At 66.9% G+C, this 19,026-nt stretch carries 13 protein-coding genes; 9 read left to right on the forward strand and 4 right to left on the reverse strand.

Annotated features, from left to right (window positions below; all coding sequences use genetic code 11):
• The first annotated feature begins 256 nt into the window (after positions 1–256).
• The 9 genes from alr to AC1AYR_RS02875 all read left to right on the forward strand — a co-directional run bounded on the left by alr (position 257) and on the right by AC1AYR_RS02875 (position 11,798).
• Positions 257–1,615, forward strand: a complete 1,359-nt coding sequence (alr, locus tag AC1AYR_RS02835; protein ID WP_476511225.1) for an alanine racemase — start codon at positions 257–259, stop codon at positions 1,613–1,615.
• A gap of 405 nt (positions 1,616–2,020) precedes the next feature.
• Positions 2,021–2,482, forward strand: a complete 462-nt coding sequence (locus tag AC1AYR_RS02840; protein ID WP_476511224.1) for an HTH domain-containing protein — start codon at positions 2,021–2,023, stop codon at positions 2,480–2,482.
• 37 nt (positions 2,483–2,519) lie between these two features.
• Positions 2,520–3,830, forward strand: coding sequence for a deoxyguanosinetriphosphate triphosphohydrolase (locus AC1AYR_RS02845; protein WP_476511223.1), 1,311 nt, complete (start codon positions 2,520–2,522; stop codon positions 3,828–3,830).
• Between the two features lie 106 nt (positions 3,831–3,936).
• Positions 3,937–6,045, forward strand: a complete 2,109-nt coding sequence (dnaG, locus tag AC1AYR_RS02850; RefSeq protein WP_476511222.1) for a DNA primase — start codon at positions 3,937–3,939, stop codon at positions 6,043–6,045.
• Between the two features lie 169 nt (positions 6,046–6,214).
• Positions 6,215–7,090, forward strand: a complete 876-nt coding sequence (pdxS, locus tag AC1AYR_RS02855; protein WP_476511221.1) for a pyridoxal 5'-phosphate synthase lyase subunit PdxS — start codon at positions 6,215–6,217, stop codon at positions 7,088–7,090.
• 18 nt (positions 7,091–7,108) lie between these two features.
• A complete protein-coding gene (gene pdxT / locus AC1AYR_RS02860) occupies positions 7,109–7,753 on the forward strand; it encodes a pyridoxal 5'-phosphate synthase glutaminase subunit PdxT (RefSeq protein ID WP_476511220.1) in 645 nt (214 codons plus the stop codon).
• Positions 7,754–7,826: 73 nt separating this feature from the next.
• A complete protein-coding gene (locus tag AC1AYR_RS02865; RefSeq protein WP_476511219.1) occupies positions 7,827–9,473 on the forward strand; it encodes an aminotransferase-like domain-containing protein in 1,647 nt (548 codons plus the stop codon).
• Positions 9,474–9,509: 36 nt separating this feature from the next.
• Positions 9,510–10,682 carry a DmpA family aminopeptidase gene (locus AC1AYR_RS02870; protein WP_476511218.1) on the forward strand — a complete coding sequence of 391 codons (1,173 nt, stop codon included), beginning with the start codon at positions 9,510–9,512 and terminating at the stop codon, positions 10,680–10,682.
• 180 nt (positions 10,683–10,862) lie between these two features.
• Entirely contained in the window at positions 10,863–11,798 is a 936-nt protein-coding gene (locus tag AC1AYR_RS02875; RefSeq protein ID WP_034526844.1) for an isoaspartyl peptidase/L-asparaginase family protein, read from the forward strand.
• 89 nt (positions 11,799–11,887) lie between these two features.
• Here the strand turns inward: AC1AYR_RS02875 and AC1AYR_RS02880 are convergent, their stop codons facing one another.
• The 4 genes from AC1AYR_RS02880 to AC1AYR_RS02895 all read right to left on the reverse strand — a co-directional run bounded on the left by AC1AYR_RS02880 (position 11,888) and on the right by AC1AYR_RS02895 (position 19,024).
• Positions 11,888–13,522: a peptide ABC transporter substrate-binding protein gene (locus tag AC1AYR_RS02880; protein ID WP_034526846.1), complete on the reverse strand. Its 1,635-nt coding sequence runs from the start codon at positions 13,520–13,522 to the stop codon at positions 11,888–11,890.
• A gap of 306 nt (positions 13,523–13,828) precedes the next feature.
• Positions 13,829–14,611 (reverse strand): phosphonoacetaldehyde hydrolase, encoded by a 783-nt coding sequence (gene phnX / locus AC1AYR_RS02885; protein ID WP_476511217.1) that lies wholly within the window; start codon positions 14,609–14,611, stop codon positions 13,829–13,831.
• An 80-nt stretch (positions 14,612–14,691) separates the two neighbouring features.
• Positions 14,692–15,900, reverse strand: coding sequence for a 2-aminoethylphosphonate--pyruvate transaminase (locus AC1AYR_RS02890; RefSeq protein WP_476511216.1), 1,209 nt, complete (start codon positions 15,898–15,900; stop codon positions 14,692–14,694).
• Positions 15,901–16,156: 256 nt separating this feature from the next.
• A complete protein-coding gene (locus AC1AYR_RS02895; protein ID WP_476511215.1) occupies positions 16,157–19,024 on the reverse strand; it encodes an extracellular solute-binding protein in 2,868 nt (955 codons plus the stop codon).
• Between the last annotated feature and the right edge of the window lie 2 nt (positions 19,025–19,026).

Consider the following 19,026-nt stretch of genomic DNA (forward strand, 5'->3'; position numbering starts at 1 on the left):
CGGTCGCGATTGTTGCCCCCGAACATTACGGGCGGGAAAACGGCAAACGAACCGTGACCTGTGAGTGTACATGGACTGCCGGAAAACCGGCGCGGCGCGTCTCAGGATGCGGCGTCATGCGTGGCGCGGACGCGGATTTGTCGTGGACGTCGGGCGTGGGTGTCGGGTGTGGCATCGTCTCGCTCGACGGTGTCCGCGGGCCGCCATGTGGTCGGGAACGCGGACACGTCACAGTGCCGCGCCACAATAAGGCACCATGAGTATGAACGCAGCTCCCGAAATCGAATTCAGCTCGCAGGAGGGCAAGGCCAACTACGAGGCCGCCCGCCGCCGCTACCCCGCGCAGGCCATCGTCGACCTCAAGGCCATGCGCGACAACATGGCGCACCTGGTGAACGTCGTAGGCGGCCCCCACTCCGGTACCGCCGTGATGGGCGTGGTCAAGGCCGATGCCTACGGACACGGCCTGCTGCCCGCCGCGCTCGCCGCGCTCGCCGGCGGTGCCACCTGGCTCGGCACCGCCCAGTCGCATGAGGCGCTGCTGCTGAGGAAGCTCGGCATCGGCCCCGACCGCTGCCACATCCTCACGTGGGTCTACAACGGTGCCGAGGTTCCGTTCGACGAGCTCATCGCCAACGACATCGACGTGTCCGTCGGCTCGCTGCCTGGCATCGACGCGGTGGCCGCCGCCGCGCGCAAGCTCGGCAGGACGGCGCGCGTGCACGTGAAGGTCGACTCCGGTTTCGGCCGCAACGGTTTCACGCCGGAGGGCTTCGACGCGGCGCTCGCCAAGCTGGTGCCGCTCGCCAAGGAGGGGGTGCTGCACATCGTCGGACAGTGGAGCCATCTCGCCGTGGCCGATTCGCCGGATGTTCCCGAGTTCGTCGCCTCCACCGACCGCCAGGTCGAGAACTTCAAGGCGTTCACCGCCCGCATGGAGGCTGCGGGCATCGCCCCCGAGATTCGTCACCTCGCGAACACGGCGGCCACGCTGTCCCGTCCGGAGATTCATTTCGAGCTCACCCGCCCGGGCATCGGCCTGTACGGCTACGAGCCGGACCCGGCGATGGGCACGCCGTCCAGCTATGCGTTGAAGCCGGCGATGCGCCTGCAGGCGCAGCTCGGCACCGTCAAGGACGTGGAGGCCGGTCACGGCATCTCCTATGGCCGCACCTATCTCACTCCGGACGACACGTCCACCGCAATCGTGCCGCTCGGATACGCGGATGGCATCCACCGTTCCGCCTCCGGATTCGACATGCAGGGTGCCAAGCACGTGGAGAAGCCGGGCGGCCCGGTGCGTGTGATGACCGCCGAGGGCCCGAAGCTGTACCGCGTCTCCGGCCGCGTGTGCATGGACCAGTTCATCCTCGACCTGCACGGCTCCGCTGCGGCGCTCGGCGTGCATGAGGGCGACACGGTGGAGCTGTTCGGTCCTGGCCGCGGCGAGGCGTTCGCCGAGCCGACCGCCGACGACTGGGCTCGCGCCGCCGACACCATCAGCTACGAGATCTTCACCTGCCTGCGCAACCGCATCCCGCGCCTGTACGAGCACGCCGCCGAAGTGCTGCCCGCGGCGGATCTCGCCAAGCTGGATCAGTCCTCGCTGCTGTAGACTGCTGTAGCTCCGATGGACGCTCCGTAGGGGAGCGGGTGCGCATCGATTCCGTGGATTCCGGGGGTTCTTCTCTGTTCGCCAGAGAAGAACCCCCGTTTTCTTTGTCAGTTTCCCCTTATATGGGGGTATGTGTGTGAAGTTTATGCGCGACATGGAATCTGTGGTGATAACGAGGGTATAAGCGCTTTTTGTACGGGTGTTAAGGGGGTGTTCGCGACGGGGGAAAACCCGATACTATGCGACGCAGAAGGGTCGTCGTGGTCGGCGTGTCGCGATGTCGGGCCGTTTTCCGGTAGATGTGTACCGGTCGGTTGTGTCGCACGGTATCAATGGTGGTATTGGATGCCGTCGGTGTCGTGCCTGCCGACGCACGCCGATCGGACACGTCGAAAGGAGGCCGCCATGGGATCCGGAGGGTTCACCAACGAGGAGATCACGTACCTCCGGTCGCTGCCCGCCGTCGAGCGCGTGTCGAACGGGCGGATCCGCTACTCCGAGACGTTCCGGCGGGAATGCATGCGCCGGTACCGTGCGGGCGAATCGCCGGTGCGCATCTTCCGCGATGCCGGACTGGACGCGTCGCTGATCGGCTACAAGCGCATCGAACGCTGCATTGCGCGCTGGCGTTCCATGACGGATACCCCCGAAAGCGTCGCGGATACGGGGGAGGGGACGACCGCCCCTGCCCACGGCGACGGGCAGGTCGCGAAGCCGTTCACGCCGGATCTCAGCGTGCGCGCCGGCAAACGCGACCTGCGCGACCTGCTCATCTCCCAACAGGTGCTGCTCATCGAGCGCCTCGAATCGGAAGTCGAACGGCTGCGCGCCGAAATCGACGAACGGTCGCGGATTCCGAAGCGGTAGACGCCGCTGCTAGTCTGGAGCCCAGGGGAGGTGCGCCATGGAATCCAGCCATCACGACGACATGCCTACCGACCGCGTCGAACGTGTGCCGAAAGGGGAGGAATACACCGCATTCGATGAGGAACGTTGGGCGTCAGAGCCGCCCAAATCGAAGTCTCGCACCGCATTCGAACGAGACCGGGCGCGGCTCATCCACTCGTCCGCGCTACGTAGACTCGGCGCGAAAAGCCAGATCCTCGTCGCCGGCACCGACGACTTCGCGCGCACGCGCCTCACCCACACGCTCGAAGTCGCCCAGATCGGCCGCCAGATCGGCAAACTCCTCGGCTGCGACCCCGACGTGGTCGACTGCGCCTGCCTTTCGCACGACCTCGGCCACCCGCCGTTCGGGCACAACGGCGAGGCGGCGCTCGCCCGCATCGCCCAAGACATCGGCGGGTTCGAAGGCAACGCGCAGACGCTGCGCCTCCTCACGCGCCTCGAACCCAAGGTCCTCCACCCCGACGGGCGGTCCGCCGGTGTGAATCTCACGCGCGCCTCGCTCGACGCCGCGGTCAAGTACCCGTGGACGCTCGCCGAGGCCGCGTCGCACCCCAAAGGCGAACGCAGCGCCAAATACTGCGTCTACCCGGACGACGAACCCGTATTCCGCTGGCTCAAGCAAGGACTCCCCGACCCGACGGAACGCCCCATGGAATGCCGGATCATGGATCTTTCCGACGACATCGCGTATTCGGTGCACGACGTGGAGGATGCCATCGCCACCGGCGCGTTCGATCCGATCGCGCTCGCCGACTCGCGCGTGATCGACGTCATCGTCGAGCAGACGCGGGACTGGTACGGGGAGCAATGGGATTCGGATCGACTCGTCGAAGCATTCCTGCGTTTGAAGCGACTCGACATGTTCCCCGACCGTTTCAACGGGTCGCGTGCCGCGCTCGCCCGGCTCAAGAACATCACCTCCGACCTGATCGGCCGCTTCGCCTGGAGCGTCGAGGAGGCGACGCGCGACACCTACGGCCCCGGCCCGCTCACCCGGTATTCCGCGCGACCCGTCATCCCCGAGGAGACCTCATACGAGATCGTCGCGCTCAAAGGCATCGCCGTGCACTTCGTCATGGCCCCCGGAGAGAAGGAGCCGATGCACGAAGAGGAACGGCGCATCATCGAGGACCTCGTCGACGTGCTCATGGCCGAATCGCCGCGTCCCAGCGACATCCTCGAACGCCAGTTCCTCGACGACTGGGAGGCCGCCGACGGCGACGGCGGACGCCTGCGCGTAGCCGTCGATCAGGTCGCCTCCCTCACCGACTCCTCGGCGCTCGCGCTCCACTCGATCCTGTGCTGAACGCGTTCCTGCCGTGACTCCGCGCCGCACGCGACGGAACACACGCCGACGGCGGAAACCGGCATACTTGTACCGGTGCCCCGCCGAGGCGGTAGGGTAGTATGTCATGGCCGGAATGATCAAGAAGGAAGACATCGAGAAGGTGCGCGCAGTCGCGGACCTCTACGACATCGTATCCGCATCCGTGTCGCTCAAGCCCTCGGGCACCGGCACGTTCGTCGGCCTATGCCCGTTCCACGACGAGAAGACCGGCAGCTTCAACGTGCGCCCCGCCCTCGGCGTCTGGCACTGCTTCGGCTGCGGACTCGGCGGCGACGTGTTCAAATTCGTCGAACAGCAGGAGAACATCGACTTCCGCGAGGCCGTCGAACTGCTGGCCGACAAATACCATATCGAACTGCACTACGAGAACACGGATGTCGGCAGACAGGACGGTTATTCTGGGTCGAAACGCGCGCGCCTGCTGGAGGCGAACGAGGAGGCTCAGCGCTTCTTCACCAGCCAGATCATGAGCAAGGAGGCGCTCGCCGCCAGAAAGCTGCTCGGCGGACGCACGTTCAGCCAGGCCGATTGCGAGCGGTTCGGCTGCGGTTACGCGCCGCAGGGCTGGGACAATCTCGTCCGTCACCTCGCATCCAAGGGCTTCACGCAGCAGGAGATGCTCGACGCGGGCCTCGCGCGCCAGGGGCAGCGCGGCGTCTACGACTACTTCCGAGGCCGCGTCACCTGGCCGATCCGCGATTCGACCGGACGTACGCTCGGCTTCGGCGCGCGCAAACTGTACGACGACGACCAGATCGCCGCGAAGTACATCAACACGCCCGACACGCAGCTCTACCGCAAGACGCAGGTGCTCTATGGCATCGATCTGGCGAAGAAGGCGATCGTGAAGAAACGCCAAGTCGTGATCGTCGAAGGCTACACGGACGTGATGGCCATGCACTTGGCCGGCATCGACACGGCCGTCGCCACGTGCGGCACCGCATTCGGCGCCGAACACGCGAAGATCGTGCGTCGCCTCATCGCCGACGATTCGCTCGGCGCCGTCCAGCTTGTGGGGCCGCTGAAGGTCGAGGGGCAGGCGTTGAGCTCGCGCGTCGTGTTCACGTTCGACGGCGACGCGGCCGGGCAGAAGGCCGCGCTGCACGCGTTCGGTCTGGACTCCGCGTTCCTGTCGCAGACGTTCGTCGCCGTCGCCGACGACAACCTCGACCCGTGCGACCTGAGGATCGAACGCGGCGACGAGGCGGTGCGCTCGCTCATCGAGCATGCGAAACCCCTCTACGATTTCGTCATCGACGCGGCAATCGGGCGTTTCGACACCCAGTACGCGACCGGCCAAATGGGGGCCGTCAAGGCGGTGGCCCCCCTGGTCGCGCAGATCCGCGACCGTTCCCTGCTGGACTGGTATACGCGGCGTGCGACGCGCCGCATCGGCATCGACCTCGACATCATGCGCGACGAGGTGAACCGGGAACGTCGCCGTCTGCACGTGCGCGACGAGGACGCGTACGCGTCGCGGCGACGTCCCGTCGGCTCCGGGGCGTTCGGCCGCGACGGCGCGCCGCGCGGCGACGCGAGGAACGACCCGTACGCCGACCCCGCGAAACGCCGCGCGCTCGAACACCGTGACGCGACGGAACAGACCTATTTCCGCATCGACGACGCCGTGTTCATCGCCGAGCAGCAGTTCATGGCGCTGCTCATCCAGGTGCCGCGCGCCGTAAGCCCTCACGGGTTCGCCGAACTGACGCTCGCGAACTTCATGACCCCCGTGTTCCGCACGATGTTCCAAGCGGTCGCGGCCGCGGGCGGGCTTCCCTCCGCCGACACGCCACAAGGCCTGTGGATGCACAACCTCACCAAGGCGGGCGGGCCGATGCTCGAATCGACGATCAACGAGCTCGCCGTCATGCCGTTGCCGCTGCCTGATGCGGGGCAGGGGGCGGCTGGCGGCCCCGCCGGGGCCGGAGAGGGCGGCGACATGTCGGACGCACGGCTCAGAACGCCCACCAAGGCCGAAAGCAGATACGCCTCCGAACTGCTGGCCAAGCTGCTCGACATGGGGTACATGCGGCGCATCGGCGCGGCGAAACGCAGGATGGCCATGATGCCGGACGGTGCCGAGAAGATCGCGCTGCTGGGCGAGATCACGCGGATGGAGACGCATCGCAAGGACATCCAATCGCAGGTCTACGGCAACGACATCGGCTAATGCGGGTGGCCGACGCGCATTGGTCGGGTCATAAAACCGCAAATTGGCCCCATCCAAATTGGACTGGTTCGGACGGTCTGCATCGCCGGCGGCCGATAATGGGCGGCGTCGCATGCCGCGCATGATTCGCATGCCGCGCGTGCATCGCACGAACCAGAAGGGAACCGATATGACGCAGAACCGTGCCGAACTCAACCGCAACCTCGCCCAAATGCTCAAAGGCGGTGTGATCATGGATGTGACCACGCCCGAACAGGCCAGGATCGCCCAGGACGCGGGCGCCTGCGCCGTCATGGCGTTGGAGCGCATCCCCGCCGACATCCGCGCCGCCGGCGGCGTGAGCCGCATGTCCGACCCGGCCATGATCAAGGGCATCCAGGAGGCCGTGTCCATCCCGGTCATGGCGAAGGTGCGCATCGGCCACATCGCCGAGGCGCGCATCCTGCAGGCCATCGACATCGACTACATCGACGAATCCGAGGTGCTCTCCCCGGCCGACGACGTCTACCACATCGACAAGAACCAGTTCGACGTGCCGTTCGTGTGCGGCGCGAAGAACCTCGGCGAGGCGCTGCGCCGCATCGCCGAAGGCGCGGCCATGATCCGCACCAAGGGCGAGCCGGGCACCGGCGACGTGATCCAGGCCGTGCGTCACATGCGCACGATGAACAAGCAGATCCACGAGCTCGTCTCCCTGCGCGACGACGAGGTGTACGAGGCGGCCAAGCAGCTCGCCGTGCCGTACGACCTCGCCAAGTACGTGCATGACAACGGCCGTCTGCCCGTCGTCAACTTCGCCGCCGGCGGCGTCGCCACCCCGGCCGACGCGGCCCTGATGATGGAGCTCGGCGCCGAGGGCGTGTTCGTCGGCTCCGGCATCTTCAAGTCCGGTGACCCTGCCAAGCGCGCCGCCGCCATCGTCAAGGCGACCGCCAACTGGCAGGACGCCGACCTGCTCGCCAAGCTCTCCGAGAATCTCGGCGAGGCCATGGTCGGCATCAACGAGGACGAGATCCAGACCATCATGGCCGCCCGCGGCGAGTGAGACCCGGAGGCGAATGACATGGTCGTAGCCGTCCAATACATCTCCAAGGAGGAATCCGACGGCGTCCAGGCCGGCCGTGACCGGCACGGCGTGACCGGCATCCTCGCCGTGCAGGGCGCGTTCGCGGAACACGCGGCCGTGCTCGACCGGCTCGGCGCGCCGTGGAAGCTGCTGCGCGCCGCCGAGGACTTCGACGATTCCATCGACCGGGTGATCCTGCCCGGCGGCGAATCCACCACGCAGGGCAAACTGCTGCACTCCACCGGCCTGTTCGGGCCGATCGCCGAGCACATCAAGGCCGGCGAGCCCGTGTTCGGCACCTGCGCCGGCATGATCCTGCTCGCCAAGAGGCTCGACAACGACGAGCACGTGTACTTCGGCGCGCTCGACGCCGTCGTGCGCCGCAACGCGTACGGCCGCCAGCTGGGCAGCTTCGCCGTCACCGCCGACTTCGGTGAGCCCGGGGACGCCGGGTACATCAAGGATTTCCCGCTCGTGTTCATCCGCGGGCCGTACGTCGTCTCCGTCGGCGGGTCGGCGCGCGTCGAAACCGAGGTCGACGGGCATCCGGTGGCGCTGCGCCAGGGCGGCATCCTCGCCACTGCGTTCCACCCGGAGCTCACCGACGACACGCGCCTGCACGAGCTGTTCCTCTCCCTGTGATCGGAAGATAATCGTCGGGAGGAACGGCGGGGGAGACGCCCCGACGGATACGGGAAGGGAAAGGACGGTGGCCATGCGGCTGGAACTCGACCGGCGCGCGAGCGTGCCGATGTACCGGCAGCTGGCCGCACAGCTGCGCGAACGCATCGTCTCCGGCGAGCTCGCCGAAGGCTACCGGCTGCCGCCCGAGCGCGAGCTCGCCGCCCGCCTCGGCGTCAACCGCACCACCGTCCTGCAGGCGTACCAACGGCTCAAGGACGAAGGCCTCGTCGCGTCGAAGGTCGGCAAGGGCACGTTCGTGACCCCGGCGGACGGCGCCGCATCCGGCGCGCCGGGCATCCGGGCATCCGGTGCGCCGCAGACCTCGGGAGGTTCCGGCGCGGTCCATACGATCCACGACGTGCGCACGGCGGGCGGCGCCGGTGCGCGGCCATCGCCCGGTACAATCCGCACGATCCGCGGCGCCGGCGTCCCCGCGCACGACGGCACGCCCGAGCCGTCCGTCATCCGGCCCCCGTGGTCGGTGCTGTTCAGCGACTACTCCAACCGGTTCACCTACCACGACATCGCCGAGATCGACCGCGCCCGGCGCGGGGGAGCGGACGGGCGCGTCATCGACTTCGCGACCGGCTCGCCCAACCCGGCGGACATCCCCGACGACCTGCTGCGCGCGGTGAGCCTCGAGGCGTTCGCCTCGCACGAGTTCGACGGCCAGCCGGAATCGCCCATCGAAGGCTTCGACGAGCTGCGCGCGCTGCTCGCCGAACACATGCGCACGCGCGGCGTCGCCTGCGAGGCGCGCAACGTCATGGTCCTGTCCGGATCCGAACAGGGCATCGACCTCATCGTGCGCGCGTTCGTGAACCCGGGCGACCGCGTGCTCGTCGAACAGTCCACGTTCTTCCCCGCGTTGCAGACGTTCCGCTCCGCCGACGCGTCGATCGTCGGCGTGCCGGTCGACGCCGACGGCATGCGCACCGATTTGCTCGAGGGCTACTGCGCGCGCTTCCGGCCCAAGATCATCTACACCATCCCCACCTTCCACAACCCCACCGGCACGACGATGCCGATGGAGCGCCGCCGCAGGCTCGTCGACGTGGCGCGCCGCCACCAGTGTCTCATCGTCGAGGACGACGCCTACGGGGAGCTGTGGTACGGCGGGAACGGGGACGGCGACCGCCCCGTGCCGCTCGCCGGCATGGAGAACGCCGGATACGTGATGTACCTGTCCACGTTCTCGAAGACCGTCACCTCCGGGCTGCGCACCGGATGGGTGGCGGCCGACCCGCACGTCATCGCGCGTCTGGCCGCATTGCGGCGCATGGTCGACCAGCACACGAGCACGTCGTCGCAGCGCATCTGCCTCGAACTGCTCAAGGAGGGGCGCATCGCCGGGCACGTGCGCGACCTGACCGCCGCCTACCGACGCCGCCGCGACACGGCCGTCGCCGCGCTGGAACGGCATGCGCCGCAAGGCATGCGCTGGACCGTGCCGCAGGGCGGATACTACATCTGGGTCTCGCTGCCCGACGGCGTGCGCGCGCTCGACCTGCTCGCCCGGTGCCGCACGCTCGGCGTCACGTTCATGCCCGGCGGCGTGTTCGACGTGGACGAGACCGACGAGACGCACATCCGCCTCAACATGGTCCGTCCCGACGCACGCGACCTGGAGGACGGCATCCGCCTGGTCTGTGGCGCCGTGCGCGCCATGACGCGTTGACGGGCGGCGCCGCGGGCCGGGCTACCATGGTCCTCCATGGGAACGAATGCCATATGGAACCATGACCTGTACGACGGCCCCGCGGGGAAGCGGGACCTCATCACCGACGTGCCCGGCGTGAGGGTCGGCCATGTCACGCTGCGCTCGCCCGACGGCGCCGCGCCCACGATCCGCACCGGCGTGACCGCCATCGTGCCGCCCGGCGACTGTTTCGCAAGCAAACCGCCCGCCGCCGCATACGTGTCCAACGGTTTCGGCAAGTCGATGGGACTCGTGCAGGTCGAGGAGCTCGGCAGCCTCGAAACGCCGATCCTCATGACCAACACGCTGTCCTGCGGCGCCTGCTTCGACGCGCTCGTGGACCACGCGCTCGCCGGCCACCCCGCCATCGGCGTCGACACCGGCACGGTGAATCCGGTGGTCATGGAATGCAACGACGGTCCCATCAACTCGATACGCGCCCGCGCCGTCACGCCGGCGCACGGGCTGGAGGCGATCGCCGCGGCCGGCGAGGACTTCGACGAGGGAGACGTGGGCGCCGGCACGGGCATGACCTGCTTCGGCCTCAAAGGCGGCATCGGGTCGGCCTCGCGCGTGGTGCGCGTGGACGGGCGCGACCATGTGCTCGGCGTGCTGGTGCTCACGAACTTCGGTTCGCGCGAATGCCTGCGTCTCAATGGCGAGCCGGTCGGCCTCCGCCTCGCCGAAGCGGAACACGCCGCCCCGGCATCGGCCTCGGACGGGACCGCTGGCGGGGGCGCGGCCGGCGCCGGCGAGGACAAGGGCAGCATCGTCGCGGTCATCGCCACCGACCTGCCGGCCGATTCACGCCAGTTGAGGCGCATGGCCAAACGCGTCACCGTCGGCATCGCGCGCTGCGGCGGCTACATCGGCAACGGCAGCGGCGAGATCGTCGTCGCGTTCAGCACCGCCAACCGCATCGACCACTGGGCCGGCGACGACCAGACCAAACCGTCCGACCGTCCCACGCCCGCCGGCGGGCCGCTCATCGAGACCGTGACACGGCTCAACGAGAACGCGATGGACCGGTGCTTCCGCGCCGTGGCCGCCGCAAGCGAGGAGGCCATCGTCAGCTCGCTGCTCCACGCGCGCGGCGTGCGCGGCCACGACGGCAAGGTCACCCCCTCGCTGCGCGATGCGTTGCGTGACGCGGGGCTGGAGCTGCCGGGATCCCTGGCGGAGGCGTAGCGCACCTGCGGTGTGGCCGTATGGTCGCGTTGCACGCCGCGGCCGCGTATCATACACATGGCGCATGCGGCGCCGGGCGACCGGGGCCGCGGCGCGGACATCACGACGCAGGAAGCACGGCCCCGCGCATCCGTCGGTCTTCGACGGCACGGGCCGGCAAGGAAAGGGACAACAGACACTATGGGCACGGCATCGTCCACATCTCCGGTGACCGCCATCTCGGCGGGCAGCGAAAGCGGCATCACCCTGATCATCCACGCGGGCGCGGGCAGCCGCGGCAAGCGCAGCACGCCGGAACGCATCGCGCAGGTCGAGAAGGACCTCAACCGCGCGCTCGACGCCGGCTACGCGCTGCTCGAGGCGGGCGCGCCGGCCCACGAGGCCGTCATCGCCGCCATCCACGTGATGGAGGATTCCCCCGAATTCAACGCGGGCCACGGCGCCGCGCTCACCAGCGACGGCATCGCCCAGATGGACGCCTGCCTGATGACCGGCGACGGCGAGGTCGGCGCGGTCACCGGCGTGTCCACGGTGAGGAACCCGATCGACGCGGCCCGCGCGGTCAAGGAACAGACCAAGCACGTGCTGTTCGCCGACCCGACCGACGGCGAGATCGCCGACTGGGGCGTCGCGACCGAACCCAACGAGTACTTCATCACCGAGCAGCGCCGCCAGTCGCTCGCCGAGGCGCAGTCCGGCGGCGACGAGTGGGAGAAGCACGGCACCATCGGCGCCGTGGCCCGCGACGTGAACGGCGACATCGCCGCCGGCACGTCCACCGGCGGCATCACCAACCAGATGCACGGCCGCGTCGGCGATTCGCCGCTGCCCGGCTGCGGCACCTTCGCCGACCAGCGCACCGTGGCGGTCTCCTGCACCGGCATCGGCGAGGCGTTCATCAAGGTCGTCGCCGCGCACCAGGTGTCCGACCGCGTGCGCTTCGCCGGCGAGTCCGTGCACGACGCGGCCGTCGCCACGCTTGACGAGGTCGCCGCCCACCACGGCGACGGCGGCATGATCGTCCTGCCCGCCCGGGGCCGCGGCGTCATCGCCTACAACAGCGAGATGATGAACCTCGGCTACCGCAGCGCGGATGGCGGCATGGTGCAAGGCTGATAATCTCCTGTGAACGAAAAGCCCCGACGGGAAATCCCGTCGGGGCTCTCTCATACGGTCATGCGGCCAGGCCGCGCCGCATCACCGTGTCACTTGGTGATGGTGTTGTACGTGGGCATGTTCGTGTAGTCGAACTGCACGTTCTTCACGTTCTGCGCGGAGACGGCCGCCACGTTGTCGCACCACAGCGGGATGGACGGCAGATCCTGCATGAGGATCTCCTGGGCGGTGCGCAGGGCCTCGGTGCGCTTGGTCACGTCGGTCTGCGACAGGGCGTTGGCCAGGTCGGCGTCGAACTCGGGGTTCTTGTAGTCGCCGTCGTTGGAGCCGTGGCCGTCCGCGGAGGCGGAGGCGTACAGCGGGGTCATGTAGTCCTCGGCGGACGGGTAGTCGAGCATCCAGCCGGAACGGAACGCGGTGGAGATGCTGCGGTCGGTGACGCGCTCGCGGATGTCGCTGAACGTCGGGTAGGCGTCGCCCTGGGCGTCGATGCCGAGCGTGTTCTTGAGCTGGTTGGACACGGCGTCGACCCACTGCTTGTGGCCGCCGTCGGCGTTGTAGGCGATCTTGAAGCTGCCGCTCCACGGGGAGATGGCGTCGGCCTTCTTCCACAGCTCCTTGGCCTTGGTCGGGTTGTACTCGAGGTTCTCCTCGCCCTTGAGCGTCTTGGAGTATTCGGGCACCAGCGGCGAGGTGAAGTCGGTGGCCACGGTCTTCGTGTTCGAGTACACCTTCTCGACGATCTGCTTGCGGTTGATGGCCATGGAGATGGCCTGGCGGCGCAGCTGGCCCTCCTCGTCGAAGCCGAAGTGGTCGAGGCGCTCCGGGATCACGAAGCCCTGGTAGGAGGAGCCTGGCTGGCTGTAGGCGGTCACGCTCCTGTTGGAGCGGAAGGTCTTGACGGCGCTGGCGGGCACCTCGTCGAGCACGTCGAGGTTGCCGGAGAGCACGTCGGAGTAGGCGGCGTTCTCATCGGTGTAGACGCGGAACTCGATGCCGTCGTTCTTCACGGTGCGCGAACCCTTGTAGTCGGGGTTCTTCACCACGGTGATGTCCTTGCCGACGTTCCACGACTTGAGCTTGTACGGGCCGTTGCCGACCGGGTTCTTGCCGAACGCCTTGATGTCCTTGTAGGCCACGGACGGCAGCGGGAAGAACGACTGGTGGGCGATCTGGACCGGGAAGACGGAATCCGGGTGGTCGAGGGTCACGACCAGCGTGTGGTCGTCCTTGACCTCAAGGCCGCTCAGCTGCGCGTCGTCGGCCACGTTCGGGTCCTGAAGCTCGTCGTAGCCCTTGATGATGGACATGCGGCTCGCCTGCTTCATGGCGTGCTTCACGTTCGCCGCGTAGCTCCACGCCTTGGCGAACGATTCGGCGGTCACGGCCTCGCCGTTGGTGAACTTCCAGCCGTCCTTGATCTTGATGGTGTACTGGGTGGCGTCGTCGTTCGGCGTGATGGACTTGGCGACCTCGAGGTGCTGCTTGCCCTTGACGTCGTAGCTGACCAGACCCTCGAACAGGTAGCGGATGACCTTGCCGCCGCCCATCTCGTTGGTGTCGGCGGGCACCAGCGGGCTCTGCGGTTCGGTGTTGTTCACCGAGATGATGGTCTGTCCGTCGGACTGCGACGAGCTGGACGAGCCGCCGCAGGCGGCCGCCGTGAACAGCATCGCGCAGGCCGCGCCCAGGGCGGCGATGCGCTTGGCATGGGTTGAGAACATGAACCTCTTCTTTCTCCTATTCCATAATGGCCGCGAACCATTGTATGAACGGCAGGTAACGGGGAGAGGCCGCTGTCCATATTCGTAAACGTTCTTATATATGCGCGTGTTCCTGTATATGCGTTATATGCGTGGATGCTGTGCGTCCGCGCCCGTCGGCGGATGTGCGTCGGCGGATGTGCATCGACGGATGTGCATCGACGGCGGCGGCCCCGCGGCGGTCTCCGTCCTTTCGGGGAGGAAACCGCCACGGGGCCGCCGTTCGGAATCGCCGGGATTCGCCTGGACCCGGCGGGGTCCGATGGATCAGGCCATCTGGGCGAGCAGCGCCGGCAGCTCGGCCATCGTGTCGATGACCGCGTCGGCGCCCGCGTTCACGAACGCGTCGCGGGCCGCCGCACGTGCGGCCTCCTTGTCGGCGTCGCCCAGCGCCTCGAACTCCGCCTGGCTCAGGGCCATCTGCGAGCTGCCCTCGGTCACGCCGATCGTGAAGAGCCCCGCGTTCTTGCCCTCGCGGATGTCGGAGAGCGTGTCGCCCACCTTCGCGGCGCGGCGCACGTCGGTGACGTGCAGGGCCTCGAGGTTGCGGAAGATCATGTACGGATAGGGGCGGCCGTAGCCGTCCGTACCGTCCGGGCTGATCCAGAAGTCCGGGTCGTAGCCGTTCTCCTTGGCCTTCGGCACGACGATGTCCATCATCTTGTCGGTGTAGCCGGTGGTCGAGCCGATCTTGAGCCCAGCCTCGCGCAAGGCGGCGACGGCCTCCGTCACGCCCGGCTTCGGGTCGGCGAACCCGTCGAGGATCGACAGCAGCTTCGGCTCGAAATGCGCATACACGGCATCCGTGTCCGCGTCGGTGGGGGCGGCGCCATGACGCTCCTCCCATGCGCGGGCGATGCGGTCCATATGCAGCATCGTGTCGATATGGTCGTGCTTGAGCATGCCCATCGGCTTCCTGGTCTCGGCCATCGTCGGCTCGACGCCGAATTCCTTGAACGCCTCCTGGAACGCCTTGACGGGGGCGAAGCAGCCATAGTCCACGGTCGTGCCGGCCCAGTCGAAGATCACGGCTTCAAAACGGTTGGTCATCATATTCTCCTTCGTATGAAACGCCACGTGAAATGCCACGTGAAACGCCACGTGAAACGTTGCGTATGGGATGGGCGGGGTCAGGCGGTGAGCTTCACGTTCGCCGGGGCGGCGGCCTTGATCGGCTCGCCGGCCTTGTCCATCGCGGCGATCGCCTCGGGCACGGAGGCCGAACCAGTGGCCGCCTCGAGCAGGCCGCGTTCGCCCATGTACAGGGCCAGCAGCTCGGTCACCTTCTCGATGTCGTCCGTGTAGATCTCGCCGATGTTGCCCAGACGGAACGTCTCCTCGTCGGTGAGCTTGCCCGGGTAGATCGCGTAGCCGCGCTCCTTGATGAACTCGTACATGTCGTGGAAGTCGAACGTGGTGCTCTCCGGGTAGAGGAACGTGGTGATGATCGGGCCCTGGTTCTTCTGGAGGAACGTGCGGAAGCCGAGCGCCTTCATGCGCGCGATGAGCAGGTCGTTGTTGAGCTGGTAGCGGGCGGAGCGGGCGGGGATGCCGCCTTCGGCGAACATCTCGTCGAGCGCCTTCGAGAAGGCGAGCACCACGTGGGTCGGGGAGGTGTAGCGCCACTTGCCGTTCGCCTTCTCCAACGTGTTCCACTGGTCCCACAGGTCGAGCGACAGCGAACGCGCCTTGCCCTTGGAGGCCTCGAGCTTCGCCTTGTTGCAGATGATGAAGCTGAAGCCGGGCACGCCCTGGATGCACTTGTTGGCGGAGGAGACGAGGAAGTCGATGCCCCAGCCGGAGAGCGGGATGTCGACGCCGCCGAAGGAGCTCATCGCGTCGACCATGAACGTGCAGCCGTGCGCCTTGGCGACGGTGGCCACGGCGGCGATGTCGTTGAGCAGGCCGGAGGTGGTCTCCGAGTGGATCATCGACACGTGCGTGATGGACGGGTCGCGGCGCAGGTACTCCTCGACCTTGTCGGCGTCAGGGATGCGGTCGTACGGCTCGGCGTACTGCACGTAGTCGATGCCCGCGTGCTCGCAGATCTTGACCTGGCGGTCGCCGTACGCGCCGTTGGTGCACAGCAGCACCTTCTCGTCCTTGCCGATCACGGAGGTCAGGACGCTTTCCACGCCGAACGTGCCGGAGCCCTGCATGAGCACGACGGTGTAGTCGCGCGGGTCGCAGTGGGCGAGTTCGAGCAGCTGGCGGCGGATCTTCTGGGTGATCTGCTGGTAGTCCTCGTCCCACGTGCAGTGGTCGAAGAGCATCTCCTCCTTGACCGTGCGGGTCGTGGTCAGCGGTCCGGGGGTGAGCAGCTTGTATTCGTTGGCCATGATGGTCGTTTCCTTTCTGTTCCGTGGATTCCATGGATCCGTCGGATCCTATGGCTCTCTTGGCTTGGACGAAGTATGCGTTGTACGCCGTGGATGTTCGTTAGGCGCTTTGAATATGGCTTCCGCCCGCAGAGTGTAATCACGAAGGAACTTTTCGGATATTTCTACGTAGATTTCGCCCTGCGGGCGGAGTGTCGTTTGTAGTAACCGAGTTGCGTTCAGACCGCGTTCACCTGCGCGGTCCGAACGCCGCCCGTCACTCGCCGCCCTCCGCGGCCCGCTTGCACTCGGACGAGAAGTCCTGGTGCTTCTGGAGCAGGTCGACGGTCAGCGGTTCGGGGAAGGACTTCGAGCGCTTGGAGGCGTTCGCCGGTGCCTTCTCGCCCTGGTAGAGCGGGGTCGGGTAGGTTTCGAGCAGCTCCTTGCGGCCCTGGTCGATGATCACGCCGGCCATCTTCTGTGCCTTGGGGTTGGTGGCGCGGCCCTTGTCAAGCACCGCCACCGACTCGGTCAGCGAGTAGTTGCCTTCGGTCGGGTCCACGTAGTCGATGGGCAGGCCCTTCTTCTTGTCGGCGACCGCCTGGTGGCGCAGGCCGAAGCCGATCGCCACCTCCTTGGCGCGCACCGACTTGAGCGGTCCGGAGCCGGACTGCTCAAGATGCGGGCCGGCGTTGCGGTAGATGTCGGTGAGGATCCGCTTGCCCTTCGCGCCGGTGCCGTAGGCGTCGACGATGGCCTGGACCATCAGCCAGCCGGTGGACGAGCCCTCCATGTCCGGCACGGAGATCAGGCCCTTGTACTCGGGCTTGGCCAGGTCGGCGTAGCTCTTCGGGCGGTCCACGCCCGCGGCCTTGAGCGCCTCGGTGTTGATGATGATGGCGCCCTCCTGCGCGGTGGTGGGGGAGCGGTAGGCCGGTGCCTTCGAGTTCTCCGTGTCGCCGAGTAGTTGCGAGTGCACGTCCGTCAAGTCGGCGAACATGTGGTTGCGTTCCTGGGCGGAGTCCACGTAGTAGGAGCTCATGGTGAGCATGTCCGCTTCGAGCGCCTTGCCTTCGGCGAGCATCTTGCCACCGAGCTCGGAGGTGCCGAACTCCTGGATGATGTACTGGTCCTTGTAGCCGTTGCGGTCGAGCGCGTGCTCGAAGGCGGTGACGGCCTCCTCATCGGCGTTCGTGTAGATGACGACCTTGCCGCCGGCAGCCGCCGCGGACGTGGAGATGGCGCCGAAGCCGACGAGCAGCGCCACGCACACCGCGGAGGCGATGCCGGTGAGCAGGCTGCGGTTCCTGCGGTTGCCGTTGTTCGGCAGCTGGAAGGTGGCGGCCGCCGCCGCGAGCTGGCGGCTCGGACGCACGGTGCTGAACGAGGCGGCGACCTGCGGGGTCTTCACGGCGGCCTTGGCCTTGCGGGCCTCCTTGGCGCGTTCGGCGGAACGGTCGCGGGTGAACAGGGCGATCAGGCCCTTGACCACGAGGTTGACGACGAGGATGAGCAGGGAGAGCACGAACACGTCGTCGAACTTGGCGATGTGCTGCAGGGCGGAGATCTTCGTCGTGATGACCTGCGTGCGGGCACCGGTCAGGAAGACGACGGCCGAGATGGTCACCATCGCGTTGACGAAGTAGTAGCCGAAGATCTGCAGCAGCGTCGGCCACGCGTTCGGCGTGACGACGCGCACCAGCGTCTTGATCCAGTTGTCGCCCATGAGTTTGGCGGTGGTCTCCCATCCGGCGTTCATCTTGGTGAGCGAATCCTTGATCATCTGGTACGGGGTGGCGAAGTAGTGCACGATGTTCGCGATGATGAGGATCCAGAACGTGTTCTGCAGCGGCGAGCCGGAGAACATGAACAGGAACGCGATGCCGAGCACCATGCCCGGGACGGTGTTGATGATCGCGGAGATCGCGTCCACCGAGCGGCGGGCCCACGCGGGCAGCTTCGAACGGGAGGTGACGAGGCCGGCGGCGTAGACGAACACGCATCCGAAGATGGCGGTCATCACGGCGACGTACAGCGAGTTGGTGAACACTTGCGTGAGCTGCGAATCGGTGAACAGGTTTGCGATGTGCGCGAATGTGAAGCCGAGATGATCCGGCCACTCCTGGACGAACGGGATGAGCAGGATCACGAGGAACACGGAGAGCGTGCACACGAGCGTGACGACGGAGGCGATGCCGCAGATCCAGTCGCGCTTCCTCCCCTTGGGCAGGTCGATCTGGCTGATCTGCTTGTAGCGGATCGCGAAGCGTTCGAGCACGGTCATCAGAATGATCGAGATGATCGAGGGGATGAGCATGAACACGGCGATCACGGCGCCGCGGTTGAAGTTCGGGATCGAGCCGAGCATCTGGTTGAACAGGGTCATGGCCAGCACGTCGTAGGTGCCGCCCACCGAGGTCGGGATGCCGTAGTCGGTGAACGCCAGGAAGAACGACTGGATGAACGCGACGGCCATCGTGCCGACCAGCGGTCGCAGCACGGTGTTGAGGAAGGTCGTCAGCGGGTTGTCGCCCATGATGTGCGAGACGATGATGAACTTCTTGTCGACGAACTGGAAGCTGTTGTTGATGAGCAGGAAGCAGGTCGGCAGCGTGTAGATGACGTAGCCGATGAGCAGGCCGTTGAAGCCGTAGATGTCGAACAGCGGGTGGCCGACGAGCTGCGTGATCAGGCCGTTCTTGCCGAACGAGTAGATGATCGCGAAGCCGTAGGTGATGGTCGGCAGCAGCATCGGCAGCTGCGCGAGCAGGGCGACGGCCTTCTTGAACCCGCGGGGCACGTTCGTGCAGTTGATCGTGTAGCTCAGCAGGAAGGCGAGCAGCACGGCGACGAGCGCGGAGACGGCGGCCACGGTCAGCGAGTTGGTGATCGAGCGGGTGAACTCGGGCCGCGACAGGATCGTCGCGTAGTTGTCGAGCGTGGCCGCGCCGCCGGCGGTGGTGAACGAGCGGATGATCACGAGGACCATCGGCACGACGAGGAAGCCGATGAAGCATACGGCGACGATCGCGAGCAGCGTCCACAGCTCGGTCTGCTTCGGCTTGGAGGGTCGTGTCTCGTAGTTGTGGATCTCGGGACGGATGTTGGGCAGCTGTTTGCCCGCCTGGATGGATTCGACCGACATGG

The sequence above is a fragment of the Bifidobacterium sp. LH_417 genome (assembly GCF_056357035.1).